This is a genomic window from Cloacibacillus sp. An23 (assembly GCF_002159945.1).
In the GTDB taxonomy this organism is placed as follows: domain Bacteria; phylum Synergistota; class Synergistia; order Synergistales; family Synergistaceae; genus Caccocola.
Map to the genome: position 1 here is coordinate 194443 of NZ_NFJQ01000004.1, position 19393 is coordinate 213835.

A 19393-nucleotide genomic window follows, 5' to 3' on the forward strand; every position below is an offset into this window, starting at 1 on the left:
GTATTGGAAAGGAAGGAACGACACTGATGATAAAGCAAAAACTGAAAAAGGCCGCGGCCTTCGCCGTGCTTTTCTGCTTCACGTCGCTCACGGGCGCTCAGCCGCTCTACGCGATACCGGCGAACACGCAGCTGCCGACCGTTGACAATTCGTTCACTCCCATAGGTGGCGTGAATATACCGGGCATCAACGAAATTCAAAACAACACAATGAACATCACGCAGACGGATATAACCTCCGTCATAAAATGGGAAAATTTCTCAATAGGCGCTGACGCGACTGTGAACTTCACAGGGCCGAAAGACGGCTTCAACTCGCTGAACTTTGTCAACAGCGGCGCTGTTTCTGAAATCTACGGGCAGCTCAACGCGCTCGGCGGCAACATATTCATAGCGAACCCCGCAGGCGTGAGCATAGGCAACTCCGCGCAGATAAACGTAGGAAGCCTCTACGTGACGAACAGGGAAATCGACGAAAGAGCGTTGCTCAACACGCTCACGGGCACGTCCGGCACCGACGATATAAGGGCGTTTATCGCAAAGCAGAACGCTCAGGGAACGGCCGAACTGATGAGCCTCGGCAGCATCATCAGCACGAACAACAAAGTCACCTTCGACGGCGACAGGATAGTCATAGACGCCGACCGCCTCTACACAAAATCAGACGGGACGAAGATGATGAACGTGGAAACAAACGCAATCACGGGCCTCACAGTCCATACGAGCGACGCTGACAAGCTCATACTCGGTTACTCGGCGTATGACGGCAGCACATACGCGAACAAGGACAAGACCTTCACGCTGAATGTAAATTCGACGGCAAACGGAGCAAAGTCAAACAGCGCGCAGGGCTACATGTGGGTCGAAAACGCCGAACAGCTCCAGGCGATGAATACGAACCTGAACGGCTGGTACGCCCTGCGCAATTCGATAGACGCGAACGCGACGGCGAACTTCACATCGATAGGAACAGCATACAATTCAGCGTTTTCCGGACGCCTTGACGGCCTCGATTACAGTATATTCGGGCTGAATATATCGGTCGCCGGCAATGGTCCAGCAGGGCTTTTCGGTTACACAAACGGCGCTCATATACGAAACTTTACTCTTAATTCCGGTTCAGTGTCGGGCAATACTCTAGTCGGTTCAGCCGTGGGGCATGCGCGCGGCGGCGTTATAGAAAATATTACAAACACACTGACAGTAAGCGGCAATCGTCAGGTTGGCGGTATCGTCGGATATACCGATAATGTCGCGATGTCCAATCTCATCAACACGGGGACAGTAACAGGAGACATCAGCGGCAATTCGATAGGCGGCATCGTCGGATACATGTACGGCGGCGCCCTCGGCGGGACTACCTACAACCTCGGCGGCGTCAGCGGCGGTCACGACGTCGGCGGAATCGTTGGTTACGCATACGGCGCGACTATAGGAGGCGGCGAGTTCCGGATATACAACCAGCTCAACGTGACGGGACAGTACGACGCCGGCGGAATCGTCGGCAACTTGGAGAACGGCACGGTGACGAACACCGCGAACTACGGCAGCGTGACGGCGAACGGCTGGACGGAAGACACATACAGATACCACACGGCTGAAACAGACAAAAATTCGGCCAACCTCAACGGAGCTGAGCTCTCTGACGGCGTCGCGTCCATAAACGTCAACGCCGCGAACGCGGGCGGCATCGCCGGAAAATCGAACGGCGGCACGATAACGAACGTCACGAACGAGGGCAGCGTGACCGCCGGACAAGGCACTCTTGACGGCGGCGCGAAATACTACACCGCTGGCAATGTCGGCGGTATCGTCGGACGCGCGGAAAACACGGCCATAACAAAAGCCGAAAACAAAGAAAACACAGTTGCGGGCGCGCATAACGCCGGCGGCATCGCGGGCTACCTTACGGGGAGCAGCTCGATAGACGGCGGCGTCAACAACGGCGGCGACATCACGGCGACAGGCGCGCGCAAGTACGGAGACATCGGCTTCGCCACGGAGTACGTTCGTTCGGACGCCGGCGCCAACGAAAAATTCATCGTCGGCAATATCGGCGGCATTGCCGGCTACGTCGAGGGCGGCAACGCGAAGGTGAGCAGCTCCGGCAACCGCGGCACTGTACATTCTGCTTACATAGACGGAGACGTAGTGCCGGATACCGCCAAAGCCGCGAACGTCGGAGGCGTAGTCGGGAAGATCGACAGCGACACGACGGGGACGGAAGAAATTCTCGATTCCATAAAAGGCGATTACGGCAACGCGACCGTCTCCAACTCCTACAACACGGGAGACGTGCAGGGCTACACGGGAGTCGGCGGCGTAGTCGGCATGATGTACAACGGCTCAGTCGCGGGGTCGTACAACCTCGGCTCGGTAAGCACCACGCGTCAGATCGCTGCAAGCGGCGGAACCAACATTGAGCCGCTCAACATGGGCGGCGTAGTCGGCGACACGACGGAACAGACGGACGCGCAGGCCGTCATCTACGACGTGTACAACGCGGGGCAGATAGGCGACGAGAACTTCACATACTTCGCGCGCCACGCCGGCGGCGTCGTAGGCCGCCTCTCGGGCTATCTCGAAAAGGCCTACAACACCGGCGACATATACAACAAGGACACGACCGTCGGAGGCGTCGTCGGCTGGTGGTACAACGGCGGCATAAAGGACGTATTCAACACCGGCAACATAACCGTCCGAGCCGGCACGGAGCTTCAGGTAGGCGGAATAGTCGGCGCGTCCAGCGCACAGAGCGGCTTAGAGCTTTCAAACGCATACAACCTCGGCACGATAAGGGGCTTTCAGGACTCCGGCGCAGCGATTATGGTGGGCGGCATAATCGGCAGGGTGCGCGGCGGCTACAACACTACCATCAGCAACGTCTACGCACTCGGCAACATCTATGCGGCGACACGCAATGCCGATGACAATTACCAGTCTACCGGGACGGGGCTGGGCGCGATATACGGCATAGGCGCGGGACAGAACATTGACGGCTACACTCCGAATCTTTCACACGCGAACTACATAAAGCCGGAAACCACCGGCACGGGGAACGACCAGTTCCGCAACCTCAGCAACAGCAACGGCAATAACGTCAAAATAATAGAATACGCGGACAGAGGCGACGCCGATAAATACGACCTCACCAAATTAGAAAAGCTCGACGGCGACGACTGGAGCGTAAACGACGGCGACTGGCGCATCTACGCAAACGGCACGCCGATACTGAACGCCTTCACGCCGAACATGGCGGCAAGCGACGGCTGGAAGGATACGGAAGGCATTACCGGCGTCCAGTACGGCACCGCCTATAACCCGTTGCTGACGATACTGAATGTCAGCGATAACGTCAGCTTCAACTGGGGCGGCCTCGGCCTGACGAGCGCGGGCGGCCTCGCGGTCTACGGCGGCGGCCTGACGCTCGACGGCTTCACCTCGGGCGGCGCCGGGCGTTATTTCGGCGGCACGCTCTACAGCGACGGAGCGCTTAATGTGAGCGGTACGAGCGGCGGATTCTTCAACCTCGGCAGCGCGGCGCGGCTCTACGGCTCGTCCGTAACGCTCGACTCGCAAGGCGGAGACATTACGTTATACGGCTCCGTGACCTCGACTAACGGCGGCATAACGATAAACGGCGGCGGCGTCGAGATACTCGGCTCGCTCACAGCGTCGAAGATCGGCAAAGATACGACGGTAAACGGCATAGCCGCAGGCGCGGAAATCAAGCACGACGACACCTCCGGCCTAAGCACCCCAGACAACGCGATGACGTCCGTCTCCGACATGCACTCCTTAACTGTAAAGGGAGATAAAGACGGCGACATCACAGTCAGCGCGCAGGGCGGCGCGGAGATTCTCTACGGCAACCTCGGAACCGGAAGCGTATCGGCTGGCGGTAATCTCTCCGTGACGAGCGCAAACGGAGCCGTATATGCCGACTCCGACGTAAGCGGCGTGAACGGGAACATCTCGCTCGAGGCCGGCGGCGAAGCCCTGCTCGACATCACGAACGTGGCGAAGGCCAACGCCGGCGAAGACGACCCGAACGGCACGAACGCGCTGCATACGTTCCTGGACAACTACAGCGGCGAGAACGGCAAAACGATAACGCTCAAAAGCGCCAACGACGACGTAATAATAGCGATAGACATGTGGGAAGACAGTGAGGGCGCGTTCGGCCTCGGCAAGTACGACATAACCGGCGGCGCGAAACTGACGGACGCACTGAGCGATCTCAACCTCGGCGGGCTGAAAGCGGAAGAAGCCGTCCGCATCTGGGTCGGCGACGCGGAACAGCTCAAGGGCATACAGACTTACGCGGAAAGCAACAAAGACAGCAAAATTCTCGGCTACAATTTCGCGCTCAGGGACAACATCGACGCGAGCGCGCTCACAGGCTTCACGTCAATCGGCAAGGACGCGGCGAACGGCTTCTCCGGCGTATTCGACGGGCGCGGCTTCCGCGTCATCGGGCTGACCGCCGAGGGAGAAAACGCCGGCATATTCGACACGCTGACAGGCACGGTGCATGACCTCCGCGTCTACTCCTCCACGTTCAGCGGCACGGACAACGCGGGCGCGATAGCGGGCGTCAACAAGGGCGAGATAACCGGCGTCACGACCTTCGGCAACCACGTCGAAGCCGCAGGCGCGGCGGGCGGCATAGCGGGCGTCAACTCAGGCACGATAGCCGCATCCAACGCCTCCGACTCCGTGATCGCTAACGGCGCAAATGCCTCCGCTGGCGGCGTCGCCGGTATCAACAATGAGAAGGGCGAGATAGGCGCGGACGGCTCACAGGTAACGGCGGACAGCGCGGTAACGTCCGGCGCAAACGGCGCGGCGGCCCTCGGCGGCGTCGCCGGCGACAACAAAGGCAGCGTGCTGCTCGCCAACAGCCTCGGCGTGACCAACGGCGCGGGCGCGGACAACATCGGCGGCATAGCCGGCGTCAACTCCGGCGAGATGAAAAGCCTCTACAACGAAAGCATAGTGACCGGTAAAACCGACACAGGCGGCGTCGCCGGAACCAACAGCGGCACGATAACCAACGCCGTCAACGCGACGAACGTCACCGGCACGGAAGAAAACACCGGCGGCCTCGTCGGGAAAAACTCCGGCACGGTGGACAGCGGCCGCAACGCGGGCGTTGTAACCGGCGTCAAGAACGTAGGCGGCATGGTCGGCCACAACGCGGACAAGGGCGCGGCGCTTAAGAACCTATCCAACGCCATAAACGCCTCGATAAACGGGCAGACCAACGTCGGGGGAATAGCCGGAACCAACGACGGAACGATCAACAACGAAAACGCGCTCGTCAACGAAGGCACCGTAACGGGAACTACGAACGTCGGCGGCATCGCGGGGATGAACAACGGCACTATACAGAACGTAGATAACCAGACGCTCGTCCTAGAAACCGACGGCGCCGGGGGGCAATACTTCGGCGGCATCGCGGGCGTCAACAACGGCACAATAACAGACGCGACGAACACGAGCAGCGTTACCGCGAGCGGCGCGGCGTTCGTCGGCGGAATCGCCGGACAGAACGGAGAAGACGGACTGCTTCTCGGCGAGCTGACCAACGAAGGCAGCGTCACCGGCAAAGGCAGCGTAGGCGGCCTCGTAGGCTCGAACAGCAACGATGAGCTGCTCAAGGGCACGGCGGGCAAGCGCATCACCGTCACCAACAAGGGCACCGTAACCGCAACCGAAGGCAGCGCGGGCGGCATATTCTACGAGAACACGGGAAACATAGAATACGCCGACCTAACGAACACCGGCACAGTCATCGGGAAGCAGCAGTCCAACACGGGCGGCCTCTTCGGAATCAACAGAGGAAACATCACAAATTCGACGCTCGCCAACAGCGGCACGGTTGAAGGCGGCAAAAACACCGGCGGCCTCATAGGCAGCAACAGCGGAAACGTGTCGAGCTCCACGCTGATAAACACAGCGGACGCCGTAGTCAACGGCGGCGATAACACCGGCGGACTGATAGGCTGCAATACAGGCGAGATAGCGGGCGGACGCAACGAGAATGATACTATGTACGCCGACCGCATCGTCAACAACGGAAACGTCAAAGGCGGCGACAGCACCGGCGGCCTCATCGGCTACAACGCGGAAGACGGCTCGCTCTACGCGGCTTACAACACCGGCGGCGTGAAGGGCGATAACAACGTAGGCGGCGTCGTAGGGACTAACGCGGGAACCGTCAGTTCCGTATTCAACACGATAATGACGAAGGACGGACAGGGCGAAGAAGTCGCGGGCGCGTCGAACGCCGGCGGCATCGTCGGGAACAACAGCGGCACGCTGACCGATGCCTACAACACGACCGCGGTCGCGGCGAACGGCACGAAAGGCAGCGCAGTCGGCGAAAACAGCGGCACCATAAAGAACGTCTACGCGACGAACACGGACGGAAAGCTCATAGGCCAGACGACCGACGGCGGGAGTGCGCAAAACGTCTACACCTTCGCCGCGGACGACGGCTCCGCGGCATACATAGGCGGCGACGCGCAGAAGCAGAGCGGAAGCTACGACGGCTTCGACTTCACCGGAACGTGGAAAAACTACGACGGCTGGTCGATGCCGATGCTCGCCGTGTTCCTGACGAAAGCCCAGTACAACGACAATAGCGACCTCACATACAACGCGGGCGAACAGAAGGCCGACGGCAGTTTCACGGCGGCGGACGGACTGACAGCCAATGAGAACACCGGAAACCAGCTTCTTCTACAGACCGCCCACAAGGACGCAGGTCAGCATATGGCTTATTATTCGAGCCAGATAGCCTCTTCCACCGACGATGATGGAACATTCAACCCCAACAACCTCGGCTATGACATCGATAATAACAGCTATACGATAAAGAAGGCGCAGCTCGACGTAATCCTCAACGACATTTACCGCACGTATGGAGACGCCGCGATGTACGATAAAGACGGCAATGCGACGGACTACGGCCTCTCGCTCAGAACGGGGCTTAACGAGGCGATGCTGGCCGAGCTTGCCGGAGGGCTCTCTATGTCTGATGTCATCGACGGCGCAGTCCACGGCCTCGCAAACGGCAAAACCACTAACAACGCAGGGACATACGCTTGGAGCGCCCTCGTAACGCTGGCTCAAAGCCTCACAAAGAATTACCAGCTTGACGCGAACGGGGCCAGTTCCATGCGGGCCGGCGGCGGCAGCTCTTACGTCAACAAGGCCGGCGTAACAATCAGCGTCAATGACGCCTCAACGACCTACGGAACGGCGTTCGACAAGAACGGCTATGGGCTGACCTTCGGCGGATTGGTAAACGGCGACACGGCGGACGGTCTGCTCACGGAAATCGGCGACGTGGAATACACTAACACTGCGGCGCTCGGCGGCACGGATGGGAAATGGACGGCGAACGCCGGAGACCATGAAAACGCTGTTGGTGTAACCGGCGTCGGCGAGCTCAAGAATTACAATATCGTCGAGATAAACAACGGCGACGCACACATTGAAAAGGCATCGCTCACGATCACCGCCGACGACCAGAACGTCATGCCAGGCGTCAAGCCGTCGTATACCGGAACGACGCCGGAGCGGCTCGCCGCAATGCTCGTGAACGGCGACAAACCCGGCGGATTCAGCTACGTTTTCGGCGTCGCGGACGAGAGCATCGAAGGGCTTCCGGGCTTCTATCCCGGCGCCGTCGGGCTGTTCGCCGGCGGAGATTTCTACGGCGGCGGCGTTTACGACTGGAGCGCGCTCAGCCCCGTATTCGCAAACTACGACGTGACAGTGGTCCCTGGCTCGCTGACAGTCGTCGCGCCCTACAATCACGGACACCTCCACGGCAACGGATGGAGCCGCATAATCAATTTCGCCGAGCGCAAAGCCGAAATACATTTCCGCGACGGCGGCATGCTATACGACTCCGGCATCTAGTCCCCGCCGGCGGTCAGAAACGACGAAAAAATCCGTCCGCGTAAATGCGGGCGGATTTTTTGCGCGCGCCGCCGGAAACTGTAAGATATAATAACGGCGACATGCCTGCGAAGGGGGACGCGCTTATGAAGCGAGGCGTAAAGCTCTGCAACCTGATACTTCCGATATGGCTGCTGTGGCTCGTCCCGACGGCGTGGATTTTCATACTTCCGGCGAATTTCGTCATCGACCTGACAGTTTCGGCGCTCGCGCTGCGTTTATCCGGCGTGGGCGGAATCGGAAAAGTTTTGAAAGTTTCCATCCTGCGCACGTGGCTCTGCGGCTTCGCCGCGGATTTCGCCGGGACGGCGCTGATGCTGTCGCCGCTGATAATAAGCGAGACCGCCCTGAAAAACGCGCCGGGCTGTGAATGGGCCGGGAAGCTGGCATATCGTCTGACGGTAAACCCTTTCGGCGGCGCGCTCCCGCTGCTATGGACTTTCGCTTCCGTCGCGCTCGCGGCCTTCGTCATTTACAGGCTGAACTATAAATTCTGCTTCCGCCGCGCGGAGATGAGCGACGCACAGCGCGGGCGCGTATCGCTCGCGCTCGCTGCGTTCACCGCGCCGTGGCTCTTTTTCCTGCCAGCGTCCTGGCTGTACGGATTTTAGGATGCGGGGCGCGCCAACCGTAAGCAGCGCGCCGCCGCGTCCGCTCCGCCGAAACCTCGCGGACTTGACGGAACGCGCGAGGCTCATGTAAACGCGCGGACGAGGGCGCGCGTTATTCCCTTTCGTGTGAATTTAGTAACTATACGGATTTTTCTGTTAAAATACATACGGGGTACATTCTTTTCAAAGCGGAGGGAAACGGTTTGACAGAAGTAGTAATCTGCGTCGGAAGTTCCTGCCATATAAAGGGCGCGCGCCGCGTCGTCGAAGGGCTGACCAAGCTCGTCAAAGAGAGCGGAATGTCCGACCTCATAAAGCTCTCCGGCTCGTTCTGCATGGGAAGGTGCGAGGAGCCCGGCGTTTCGGTCAAGGTGAACGGCGAGATACACTTCGTCGATCCCGACCGTGTGGAGGAATTTTTCAGAGACGTTATCGTGGGGAGTCTGTGATGAAATATATCAACGTGGCGGAAGCCAACTGCAAGAACTGCTACAGATGCCTGAAGGTCTGCCCGGTCAAGTCTATCAAGTTTATGAACAACAAGGTCGAGGTGATCCAGAACGAGTGCATACTCTGCGGCCGCTGCATCCGCAACTGTCCGCAGCACGCTAAATCCCTCGTCCACGACATAAGCGGCATAAAGCAGATAGTCAAGAACAGCGCGCGCAAGAAGATAGCCGCGCTGGCCCCGTCGTACATAACCTCGTTCGGCGCTGAGAACCGCCATAAGCTCGCCGGAGCGCTCCAGCGGCTCGGCTTTTACGCAGTCGAGGAGACGTCCGTCGGCGCGCACGCGGTGACGAAGGAATATGCGAGGATCTTGGCGAGCGACACGATGGACAACATGATTACGACATGCTGCCCGTCTATAGTATTCCTCGTGCAGAAGCATTTTCCGACGCTGACGCAGTATCTCGCGCCGGTGCTTTCGCCGATGGAGGCCCACGGCGCGTTTCTGCGCAAAAAGTACGGCGGCGACGCTTTCATAGTGTTCTTCGCGCCCTGCATCTCTAAGATAGAGGAGGCGCGCCTTTCCGAGAAGCGCTATATAGACGCCGTCGTCACCTTCAAACAGCTCGCCGCGTGGTTCGGCGAGGAGGGCGTGAACCTCGCGGAGACGCAGGAGGGCTATTTCGGCAACGACCCGAGCTCGTCGGCGATCTATCCGATATTCGAGGGCATCGTGAAGGACGTGAAGGCGAATCTGCCGGAGGACTCGGACGTCTTCAGGCAGTACACCTTCCTCAGCAAACAGGGGGCGAAGGACGTTTTCGAGCTCTTCACCGAGATGAGCGAGGGGCGGCTGCACCACTGCTTCATCGAGACGAGCGCATGTTACGGGAGCTGCATCAACGGCCCGGAGAAGCTCGACGACGGCTATTACCCCGTCAGCAACGGCATGAACATGATGCGCTACCTGCGCGCCGAAAAAAACATACGCGAGACGGACCTGTCCGGCATCGACCTGCGCCGCGATATACGCCCCGCGCCTCCTAAGCGCGACATCCCGGACGAGGAGACGATACGAGCGATACTGGCGCAGATAGGCAAGACGAAGCCTGAACACGAAATAAACTGCGGGAGCTGCGGCTACCGCACATGCCGCGACAAGGCCATCGCCGTTTATCAGGGCAAGGCCGAGCTGCACATGTGCCTGCCCTACATGAGCCAGATATCTGAAACGCTCGCGAACGTCACGCTCTCCGTCAGTCCCGACTACATCATCGCCGTAGACCGCGACCTCCGCGTCAAGGAGTGCAATCTGGCGGCACAGCATCTGCTCAAGGTGACGCGCAGCGAGATAACGGGGCGGCGTATCGAAGATTTCCTCGACCCGGTCGACTTCGCCGTCGCGGTCGGCGAAGAACGCAGCATCCCGCTGCACAAGGTATGCTACGACGACCGCGGAATAATAGTAAACCAGACGGTCATATTCATACCGGAACAGGGACTCGCGATAGCCTTCCTCCACGACATAACGGAACAGGAACAGAAAGCGGACGCTCTGAACAAACTCAAGATGGAAACGATGGAAATGGCGCAGAACGTCATCGACAAGCAGATGACGGTCGCGCAGGAGATAGCGAGCCTGCTCGGCGAAACGACCGCCGAGACCAAAGTGACTCTTACCAAGCTCAAGGATCTGATAGTGTACGATGGAAACGACAACGACTGAAAGCCTCTGCATAGACGCATGCTATAACAGCCTGATAAAGAAGAACGAAGAGCTCTGCGGCGACCGCGTGGAAGTCATAGACACGCCGGAAAGCACGCTGCTCGTGCTCTCCGACGGCCTCGGCAGCGGCGTCAAGGCCAACATCCTTTCGACGCTCACGTCGAAGATAATCTCGACGATGATAAGCCGCGGCGCGTCCATCGAAGACACCGTGGACACGATAGCCCACACCCTTCCGGTCTGCAAGGTGCGCGGCATCGCCTACTCCACCTTCATGATACTGCACATCAGCAAAGACGGCAAAGGCTACGTGGTCGAGTACGACAACCCGCCGTGTATGCTGATACGCGGCGGGCGGCACATACCGTTCGACTACGACGAAAAAACAATAGAAGGCAAACTCGTGCGCGAAAGCCGCTTCACGGCGCAGCCCGGCGACTACTTCGTGATAGTCAGCGACGGAGTGACGCAGGCCGGCATGGGCGAAACGCTCGCCTTCGGCTGGGGCTGCGACGAGGTCGCGGAATTCCTCTGCGGCCCGTGCGGCGAAAAGCTCTCCGCGCCGCGCGTCATAGAGCGCGTGCTCGACGTGGCGAAGGACCTCTACCTCGGCAAACCCGGCGACGACACCACAGTCTCCGTCGCGCACATAATGGTGCCTCAGACAGTCAGCCTCTTCTCAGGCCCGCCCAAAAACCCGGAAGACGACTCGCGTCTCGTGCGCGAATACATCGAGACGCCGGGCCTCCACGTCGTAAGCGGCGGCACAAGCTCCGAAATACTCTCGCGCGAACTCAAGCGCCCGCTGCGCGTCAACATCGACTACACGGACATGGACATACCGCCGACCGCGACGATAGAGGGGATAGACCTCGTCACCGAAGGAGTAATGACGTTAAAGCGCGTCATAGAACTAGTGGAGGAATACCGCATGCGCCCGGCCGCGCCGGAATTCACGGCGGAGCTCGACAATGAACACGGAGCCGCGAAACTGGCGAAAATACTGATAGAGCGGTGCACGCACCTCAAGCTCTTCATCGGCAAGGCGGTCAACCCGGCGCACCAGAACGCCGACTTTCCAACCGAGCTGCGCGTAAAATTCCGCCTCCTCGACGACCTGGCTGAATCGATGACGAAACTGGGCCGCCACGTCGAAAAGAGATACTATTAGACGAAACGCAAAAAACGCCGCTCCGCGCAAACGGGGCGGCGGCTTTTCATAAACGCGAGCGATTCCGCAAAAGCGCGCCGCGCGGTAAAATCAGAGCCTACTCTTCAAAACGACCTCGAGGTGATAAATTTGTCCGAGCTCTTCCGATTTCTGGCGAAATACGCCGCGCGCGGCGCGCCGTCCGCGATAACCGGCGGCGGAGGAAAAACGTCGCTGCTCTACGGCCTCGGCGCGGAGCTTGAAAAACACGGGCGCGTACTGCTCACGACCACGACCAAAATTTTCCGTCCGAAGCCCGAAGAATGCCGCGGCGTCTTCATCGGCCCCGCGCGGCTCTGCGCGGAATTCCTGCGGGCCGCGCCGGAACGCTCCAAACTCACCGCCGCATCCGGAGAAAAAGACGGCAAGCTCATAGGCTACGCGCCGGAAGAAATAGACGCGCTCGCACGATGCGGCGCGGCGGACTTCGCTGTAGCCGAATGCGACGGCTCGCGCGGACGGCCGCTCAAATTTTACGAAGAATGGGAGCCTCCCGTGCCGGAGACCAGCGCCGCCGTATTCGCCGTAATGGGAGCGTACGCCGCCGGCGCCGCGATAAACGACGAAAACATCTTCCGCGCGGACAAATTCCGCGAACTGCACGGCGCGCATGAAAAAGCCGCCTCGTTAAAGACGCTGCTGTCATACCTGCTCCACGCCGAAGGGCCGCTGAAAAACGCGCCGCGCGCGGCGAAAAAAATACTAATCATAAACAAATGGGAAACGCTGGACGAAAAGCGCGCCGCTGAGACAGAGGCCATATTCCCGGCTCTGCTTGAAAAATACGACGCCGTCTGCGCAGCGTCGGCGCGGCGCGGCGAACTCTACGCCGTAAAGGAGAAATAACGATGGACGCGATACTGCTCGCAGCCGGCCTGTCCAAACGCATGGGCCGCCAAAAGCTGCTGCTCCCCTTCGGAAACAAAACAGTGCTCGAAACAGTGATAGACAACCTGCGCGGCGCGGGAATAGAAAAAATACACGCCGTCATCTCGCGCGAAGTCGCAGCCGCGCTGTCCAACCTTCCGCCGTGCGTCGAGACGCGCGTCAACGAAGCGCCCGAACGCGGACAATCGAGCTCGCTCGCCATAGGTTTGGAAATGCTCGGCGAAAGCGGCGACTTCCTCATAATGCTCGGGGATCTCCCACTCGCCGCGTCCGAAGCGATAGCCGCGCTAGCGCGCCGCTTCGACGCGCTTCCGCCCGAAAAAACGCTGCTCGCCCCCTGCCGCGCGGGAATCTTCGGCCACCCGATGTTCTACCGCGCCGTCTGGCGCGAACGCTTCCGCGGCGCGCAGGGCGACGCAGGCGGCAGAAAAATCGTAACGCAATACGAACATGAAATAGAACGCATCGAAGCCCCCGACTGCCACTTCAAAGACATGGACACGCCGGAAGAATACGAGGAAAGAGTGCGCCAGGCGATAAGTGGCGCGAACGTGCGGGGAGAGAGTATAATATAGCGTCGCGTTTTCGCGTTTTGTTGAAACCATATTGAATTGGTAAAGGCTGCTCATACAGATAGGAGCGGTCTTTTTTATGTGCCCGTATAGGAATAATTTATTATTAAATTTTACTAAATCAATATGGAATATATGATATAATAATTACAGAAAAAACAACGAAAAGGTGATTTGTCATGGAACGTTACGCCCACATCAGTAAAGACTTCAGAACGCAGACGCTTGACGAACATCTGAGAGGAACCGCGGAACTCTCGGCAAAATTTGCAGCCGTTGCAGGCATGGAGCGACTCGCAAAAATATTAAGCAAACAACATGACGCAGGGAAAAACTCGCATGGCTGGCAATGCTATCTCAAGAAGAGCTCCGGCTTCGATACAAGCATACCTGATGCCGAATGCGACAAAGGCTCCCATTCTGACGCAGGGGCCGTTTATATGCTGAAAAATTTCCCGAAGCCTCTGAACCTTCTGCTTGCGTACGTCATAGCCGGACATCATGCCGGTCTTCCGGATTTTTACGGCAGCGGACACGGCAAGGGACTTCTTGAACGATTTTTCGACGACGGCGAACGACTCAAAACAGAGCTGCTCGACGCGGCGGGAGAATACGCGAACATGCCTCTGCCTGAATGGTGTACGCCGTACGAACTAACCAGATTTTATAAAGAATATACGAAAGAATATATTCACATGTGGGGGCGATTCCTTTTCTCGTGTCTCGTCGATGCAGACTGGCTCGACACGGAACGTTTTATGAAGCCGGAGGATTTCGCCGCCCGCCGCGAACCGATGGGGCTCGACGAACTGAAGCGGCGATTCGACGTTTACATTGAATCAAAGCGCCGCTCAGCGCCCGACAGCCGCGTGAACCGGATAAGAAATAAGATTCTTGAGCGCTGTATCGAAGCCGGCGGCATCGCGCCCGGCTTCTTCTCGCTTACAGTGCCTACAGGCGGAGGAAAGACGCTCTCGTCGCTCGCGTTCGCGCTCGTACACGCTCTGGCACACGGCAAGAGGCGCATAATCATAGCGGAACCCTACACGAGCATCATCGAACAGATCGCCAAGGTCTTAAAATACGGCACGGACGACGAAGAAGAGATAAAGCAGATGAAGGAGCGCGGAGAATGTCTGTTCGGGGAAGAGAACGTGCTCGAACACCACAGCAGCGTAGACCCCGACAAAGAGCTTTATACTAACCGTCTCGCAGCGCAGAACTGGGACGCTCCGATAGTAGTCACGACGAACGTGCAGCTGTTCGAGTCTCTTCTAGCGGCGTCGCCAGCGCGCTGCCGCAAGCTGCACAACATCGCGGACAGCATAATAATCCTCGACGAAGCGCAAAAGATCCCGGCTGAACACCTGAGCGCCGTCCTGTCGTCGCTGAAGGCGCTCGTCAAACATTTCGGCGTAACCGTGCTTCTATGTACAGCTACGCAGCCGGCGCTCAACGGCGAAATAGGCGGCGGTTCCGCCATCGTCGAAGGCATAGAAGAATGTACCGAAATAATTCCGGATACCGCTGGATTGTACGATTCGCTGAAGCGCGTAGAATACCGCGTTTATAAAGACGACATAACCAAAAAGGCGTCATGGGAAGAGATAGCCGGAGAACTTTCAAAAAAGTCTCAGGTTCTGTGCATCGTCAACAAACGCAAAGACTGCCGCGAGCTGGCGAAGCTGATGCCCAAAGGCACAATCCAGTTGTCCGGCTTTATGTGCGGCGAGGAGATAAGCGAACTTATCTCCGAAATAAAGCGGCGTCTGAAACTCGGCGACGACGTCCGGGTCATATCGACGCAGCTTATAGAGGCGGGCGTCGACGTGGATTTTCCCAGCGTATGGCGCGCGCTCGCACAGCTCGACTCTATAGCGCAGGCGGCCGGACGCAGCAACCGCGAAGGCAGACTGGAAAAAGGAGAAATCGTCATATTCAATCCCGAATCCGAGCCTTTCGGCGAAATAAAAATCGGAGCACAGGTCACGACGACTTTCGTGTCGAGGCCGGGATTCTTCGCAGAACTTTCGCCCAAGTCGTTCTACAGGTACTTCAGGAAGTTTTACGGTGATATGCACAGCCTAGACAAAAGCAGGTACACAGAACTTCTCGTAAAAGAAGCCGCAGAGGGACGCATACAGTTCCGCGAATTTGCCGAAGGATTCAAGCTGGTGGACACTTCGGGACAAAAGACTGTATTCGTACCGTACGGAGAAAACGGCAAACTGGGGCCGGAACTTATCGAAAGGCTCCGAGCCGAAGGCCCGAGCCGCGAACTGATGGCGTCTCTTCAGCGTTTTACGGTCAATATACCGGAGAGGCTGCTGAATGAGATCTACGCCAAAGGCGGTATAGAAGACGTGCACGGCTACTATGTGCTGAATAAAATCTTTTACAAACCCGGAGAAGGCATTATTACAGATTCATTGTATAATTATGATAAGGATAATTTCATTTACTAACACAATAAATTAGGGAGGGATGTCTATGGAGTATCACGACCCGTTGTACTGCCTCGAAGTGTGGGGGGATTACGCATGTTTTACGCGGCCGGAGCTCAAGGTCGAGCGCGTGAGCTATGACGTGATTACGCCGTCCGCCGCGAGGATGATCTTCCAGGCCGTCTTCTGGAAGCCCGCGATACGCTGGCAGGTCGAGCGCATCGACGTGCTGAGTCCGATACGCTGGGTCTCTGTGCGCCGCAACGAAACGGCTAAGCTCTGTTCGCCTAGCGGCAAGAGCTTCTTCATAGAGGATACGCGCCAGCAGAAGGCGGGGCTTTTCCTGCGCGACGTCAAATACAGGCTTTTCGCGCGGCAGATTTATCTGCCGCCTGACAAAAGGCCGAAGCTTTCGCGCGCCGCTTACGAGGATTACGCCGACGCGGAAGAGAAGACGGAGCGCGGAAAGGACGAGAATCCAGGCAAATATCACGCGATGTTCGAGCGCCGCGCAAAAAAGGGGCAATGCCTTTTCCAGCCTTATCTCGGCTGCCGCGAGTTCAGCTGCCACTGCAAGTTCGTCACTGAGCCGTACGGCGCGCATAGCGGCGAAACACGCGAACTCGGCCTCATGCTCTACGATATGGACTACAGCGACGAGGCTGACATCAAACCGATGTTCTTCCGTGCAAGGCTGGAGAACGGCACGATAAACGTGCCCGCGCCGGAAAGCGGGGAGATTTTCAGATGATTTTGCAGTCGCTCGCGAACTACTATATCCGAAAGTCACGAAATCCAAGCCCGGAAAGCCGCGTAGCCCCGTACGGCATGGAATACAAGGAGATAAAATTCATCATCGAGATAGACGACGACGGGAGCTTCGTCAACCTCGCCGATTTACGCGACGATAAAAAACGTGGTAAAACTCTGCTAGTACCGAAATCCGTCGGTCGCTCCGGCTCGGCAAGCTGGCAGACGGCGAATCTGCTCTGGGACCATTACGGCTACGTTCTCGGCCAATCGAAGGCCGGGACGGAAAATCAGAACGCGGAAGGACAGCTTCGATCTTTCATCGCAAAAATAGAAAGCCTGCCCGAAGAGCTGAAAAGCGAGGAAGATATAGCCGCCGTCATTAAATGCTATCAAAGAGGCGAATATAAGAAAGTCCTGGAAAGCCCCAACTGGCCCGAATGCAATAAAATACCGGGCTGCAACATGACGTTCCGGCTTTTTTACGAAAGCCGCGCGGTTACGGAGAACAGGAAACTCATAGACTGGGCCGCGTCGGCGGTGAACGATGCGCCTGAAAAGGGCGGAGTCGTCGGGCGCTGCCTCGTGACCGGCGAAATAGGCGAGATAGCGCGCACGCACGCCAAGGTAGGCGTCGGAGGCAGCCAGGCTAACCTTGTCGGTTTTCAGAAAAACAGCGGATACGACTCGTACGGCAAGGAGCAGGGATACAACGCTCCGGTGTCTAAAAAAGCCGAGTTCTTCTACACGACGGCGCTGAATATACTGCTGAAGTCCCCAAGCAACAGGGCTCTCTTTCTAGACTCGAAGAAAAATATCCGCGTGGCGCTTCTCTTCTGGGCCGAGCCGCATTCCATTTCTGAAGACGACGCGGCGGACGCCGAACTGGCAGTACGCGCGCTGATATACGGTTCGAGCGGCGAGAGCGGCGATGATGCCGACACAGGGATTAAAAACGCTAAAAATATTTTCAAATCTATCTTCAACGGCAGCGTGCCGACTACGACAAAGGACAGATTCTGTGTGCTCGGCATCGCTCCGAATAAGGCACGCATCAGCGTCGTATTCTGGACACGCGGAACGCTGAAAGAAATCGCCCAAAATATCTATGAGTATGTGAAAGATGTAAATCTTGAAAACCGCGTAAATACAATAACTCCCTCCGTCTATGACATCCTGCGCTCCTCCGAATACCAGGGAAAGATGGAAAACGTCCCGTCGAACATGATCCCCGCGATGGTCTATTCGATTTTCAACGGAACGCCGTTTCCGTCCTCCGTATTCGGTCACGTCATGGCGAGAATACGCGCGGAACACAATCCGAGCAGCGTGCGCGTCGCGTTTCTCAAAGCATATTTGAACAGAAAATACCGGAACACAAAAGGAGCTGAGCTACAAGTGGCGCTTGATAAGAATAACGCAAACACGGCATACAGGCTCGGAAGACTTCTCGCCGTACTACAGAAATTACAGGAAGAGGCGAATCCGGGCATCAACGCGACGTTGATGGACAGGTTTTACAGTTCCATGTCGTCGACGCCCGCGGCGGTGATTCCGACGCTGCTCCGCCTAAAAACGCACCATCTTGCAAAACTGCCGGTAGGCAGAAAAATCTTTTTCGAAAAAGTATTCACGGAGATATTCTCCAATCTCAAACAGGGCGGCATTCCAAAACACATGTCGCTTGAACAGCAGGCCGATTTCGCCGTCGGGTACTATCACCAGCGCGAGGACTTGTTCAAGGAAAAAGATAAGGATGCGTCAAACGGCAATAACGAGAGCGCGAACGGTACGAAAAGCGAAGACCAAAACTAAGGAGGAACTGTAATGACCGAGCTTAAGAACAAATACGACTTTTTATTCTTCTTCGACGTCAAAGACGGAAACCCGAACGGCGACCCCGACGCAGGAAATCTGCCGCGCATCGACGCTGAGACCGGCGACGGACTTGTCACCGACGTCTGCATAAAACGCAAGATACGCAACTACTTCCAGATAACGGCGCAGGACAAGCCGGGGTTCGACATTTTCGTGAAAGAAAAGGCCGTCCTCAATAACATGATAGCGGCGATGTACGACGAGCAGAACGGCGGAAAGACGCCCGATACCCCCGCGGAGACACAGGAGTTCGAGGACAAGACGCAGGCCGGAATGTGCCGCAAGTACTTCGACATAAGAGCCTTCGGAGCCGTCATGAGCACCGGCAATAAAGAGGAAGCTGACACAGGCGAAGCGGAACAGGCAGAAGAAAGCGGCAAAAAGAAAAAGGCCAAGACTAAAATCGTCAAAAAAGCAGGACAGGTGCGCGGCCCTGTGCAGCTCACCTTCTCCCGCTCCGTTGAACCGATCATCGCGCAGGAACATGCGATAACGCGAATGGCTGTCACAAATGAAAAAGACGCGGAGAAAGAACGCACTATCGGACGCAAGTACACTGTGCCGTACGGTCTCTACCGCGGCTGCGGATTCGTTTCGCCATACTTTGCGAAGAAAACAGGCTTCTCCGAGGAGGACTTGAAAGAACTCTGGAAAGCGATGGAAAATATGTTCGAGTTCGACCATTCTGCGGCACGCGGCATGATGAGCCTGCGCAAGCTCATTGTATTCAGGCACGATTCGGCGCTCGGCGACCGCCCTGCCTATGAACTTTTCGACAGGGTACAGTGCCGCCGCGTCACGGAAGGGCCTGCGCGCGGATATGAAGACTATTCCATCACGATAGACGGCAAGGAAGCCGAAGGAATTTTCGTCGAGCTTCCGGCAAAATAG

General features: G+C 57.4%; 11 protein-coding genes. All 11 read left to right on the top strand.

Annotated elements, in window-relative coordinates:
* Nucleotides 1-26 precede the first annotated feature (26 nt).
* The 11 genes from B5F39_RS05360 (at nt 27) to cas7c (ending at nt 19393) form a co-directional block, all read left to right on the top strand.
* Entirely contained in the window at nt 27-7934 is a 7908-nt protein-coding gene (locus tag B5F39_RS05360) for a filamentous hemagglutinin N-terminal domain-containing protein (protein WP_158095946.1), read from the top strand.
* A 125-nt stretch (nt 7935-8059) separates the two neighbouring features.
* Nucleotides 8060-8584, top strand: coding sequence for a hypothetical protein (locus B5F39_RS05365; protein WP_143330660.1), 525 nt, complete (start codon nt 8060-8062; stop codon nt 8582-8584).
* 161 nt (nt 8585-8745) lie between these two features.
* A complete protein-coding gene (locus B5F39_RS05370; protein ID WP_255376013.1) occupies nt 8746-9033 on the top strand; it encodes a (2Fe-2S) ferredoxin domain-containing protein in 288 nt (95 codons plus the stop codon).
* Nucleotides 9033-10760, top strand: coding sequence for a [Fe-Fe] hydrogenase large subunit C-terminal domain-containing protein (locus tag B5F39_RS05375; RefSeq protein ID WP_087364727.1), 1728 nt, complete (start codon nt 9033-9035; stop codon nt 10758-10760). Before B5F39_RS05370 ends, B5F39_RS05375 begins: the two co-directional genes overlap by 1 nt.
* Nucleotides 10741-11931, top strand: coding sequence for a SpoIIE family protein phosphatase (locus tag B5F39_RS05380; protein WP_087364729.1), 1191 nt, complete (start codon nt 10741-10743; stop codon nt 11929-11931). The genes B5F39_RS05375 and B5F39_RS05380 overlap by 20 nt, the downstream gene beginning before the upstream one ends.
* 120 nt (nt 11932-12051) lie before the next feature.
* Entirely contained in the window at nt 12052-12816 is a 765-nt protein-coding gene (gene yqeC / locus B5F39_RS05385) for a selenium cofactor biosynthesis protein YqeC (RefSeq protein ID WP_158095947.1), read from the top strand.
* 2 nt (nt 12817-12818) lie between these two features.
* Entirely contained in the window at nt 12819-13433 is a 615-nt protein-coding gene (locus B5F39_RS05390; protein WP_087364733.1) for a nucleotidyltransferase family protein, read from the top strand.
* A gap of 176 nt (nt 13434-13609) precedes the next feature.
* Nucleotides 13610-15895, top strand: coding sequence for a CRISPR-associated endonuclease Cas3'' (locus B5F39_RS05395; protein ID WP_087364735.1), 2286 nt, complete (start codon nt 13610-13612; stop codon nt 15893-15895).
* A gap of 25 nt (nt 15896-15920) precedes the next feature.
* Entirely contained in the window at nt 15921-16625 is a 705-nt protein-coding gene (cas5c, locus tag B5F39_RS05400; RefSeq protein ID WP_087364737.1) for a type I-C CRISPR-associated protein Cas5c, read from the top strand.
* Nucleotides 16622-18439 (top strand): type I-C CRISPR-associated protein Cas8c/Csd1, encoded by a 1818-nt coding sequence (cas8c, locus tag B5F39_RS05405; protein WP_087364739.1) that lies wholly within the window; start codon nt 16622-16624, stop codon nt 18437-18439. The genes cas5c and cas8c overlap by 4 nt, the downstream gene beginning before the upstream one ends.
* Nucleotides 18440-18451: 12 nt before the next feature.
* A complete protein-coding gene (cas7c, locus tag B5F39_RS05410) occupies nt 18452-19393 on the top strand; it encodes a type I-C CRISPR-associated protein Cas7/Csd2 (RefSeq protein WP_087364741.1) in 942 nt (313 codons plus the stop codon).

Coding starts and splice junctions, on each gene's coding strand:
- B5F39_RS05395 (WP_087364735.1), top strand. CDS start 13,610: ATGGAACGTTACGCCCACATCAGTAAAGACTTCAGAACGCAGACGCTT.
- B5F39_RS05360 (WP_158095946.1), top strand. CDS start 27: ATGATAAAGCAAAAACTGAAAAAGGCCGCGGCCTTCGCCGTGCTTTTC.
- B5F39_RS05365 (WP_143330660.1), top strand. CDS start 8,060: ATGAAGCGAGGCGTAAAGCTCTGCAACCTGATACTTCCGATATGGCTG.
- cas7c (WP_087364741.1), top strand. CDS start 18,452: ATGACCGAGCTTAAGAACAAATACGACTTTTTATTCTTCTTCGACGTC.
- cas8c (WP_087364739.1), top strand. CDS start 16,622: ATGATTTTGCAGTCGCTCGCGAACTACTATATCCGAAAGTCACGAAAT.
- B5F39_RS05375 (WP_087364727.1), top strand. CDS start 9,033: ATGAAATATATCAACGTGGCGGAAGCCAACTGCAAGAACTGCTACAGA.
- cas5c (WP_087364737.1), top strand. CDS start 15,921: ATGGAGTATCACGACCCGTTGTACTGCCTCGAAGTGTGGGGGGATTAC.
- B5F39_RS05380 (WP_087364729.1), top strand. CDS start 10,741: ATGGAAACGACAACGACTGAAAGCCTCTGCATAGACGCATGCTATAAC.
- B5F39_RS05390 (WP_087364733.1), top strand. CDS start 12,819: ATGGACGCGATACTGCTCGCAGCCGGCCTGTCCAAACGCATGGGCCGC.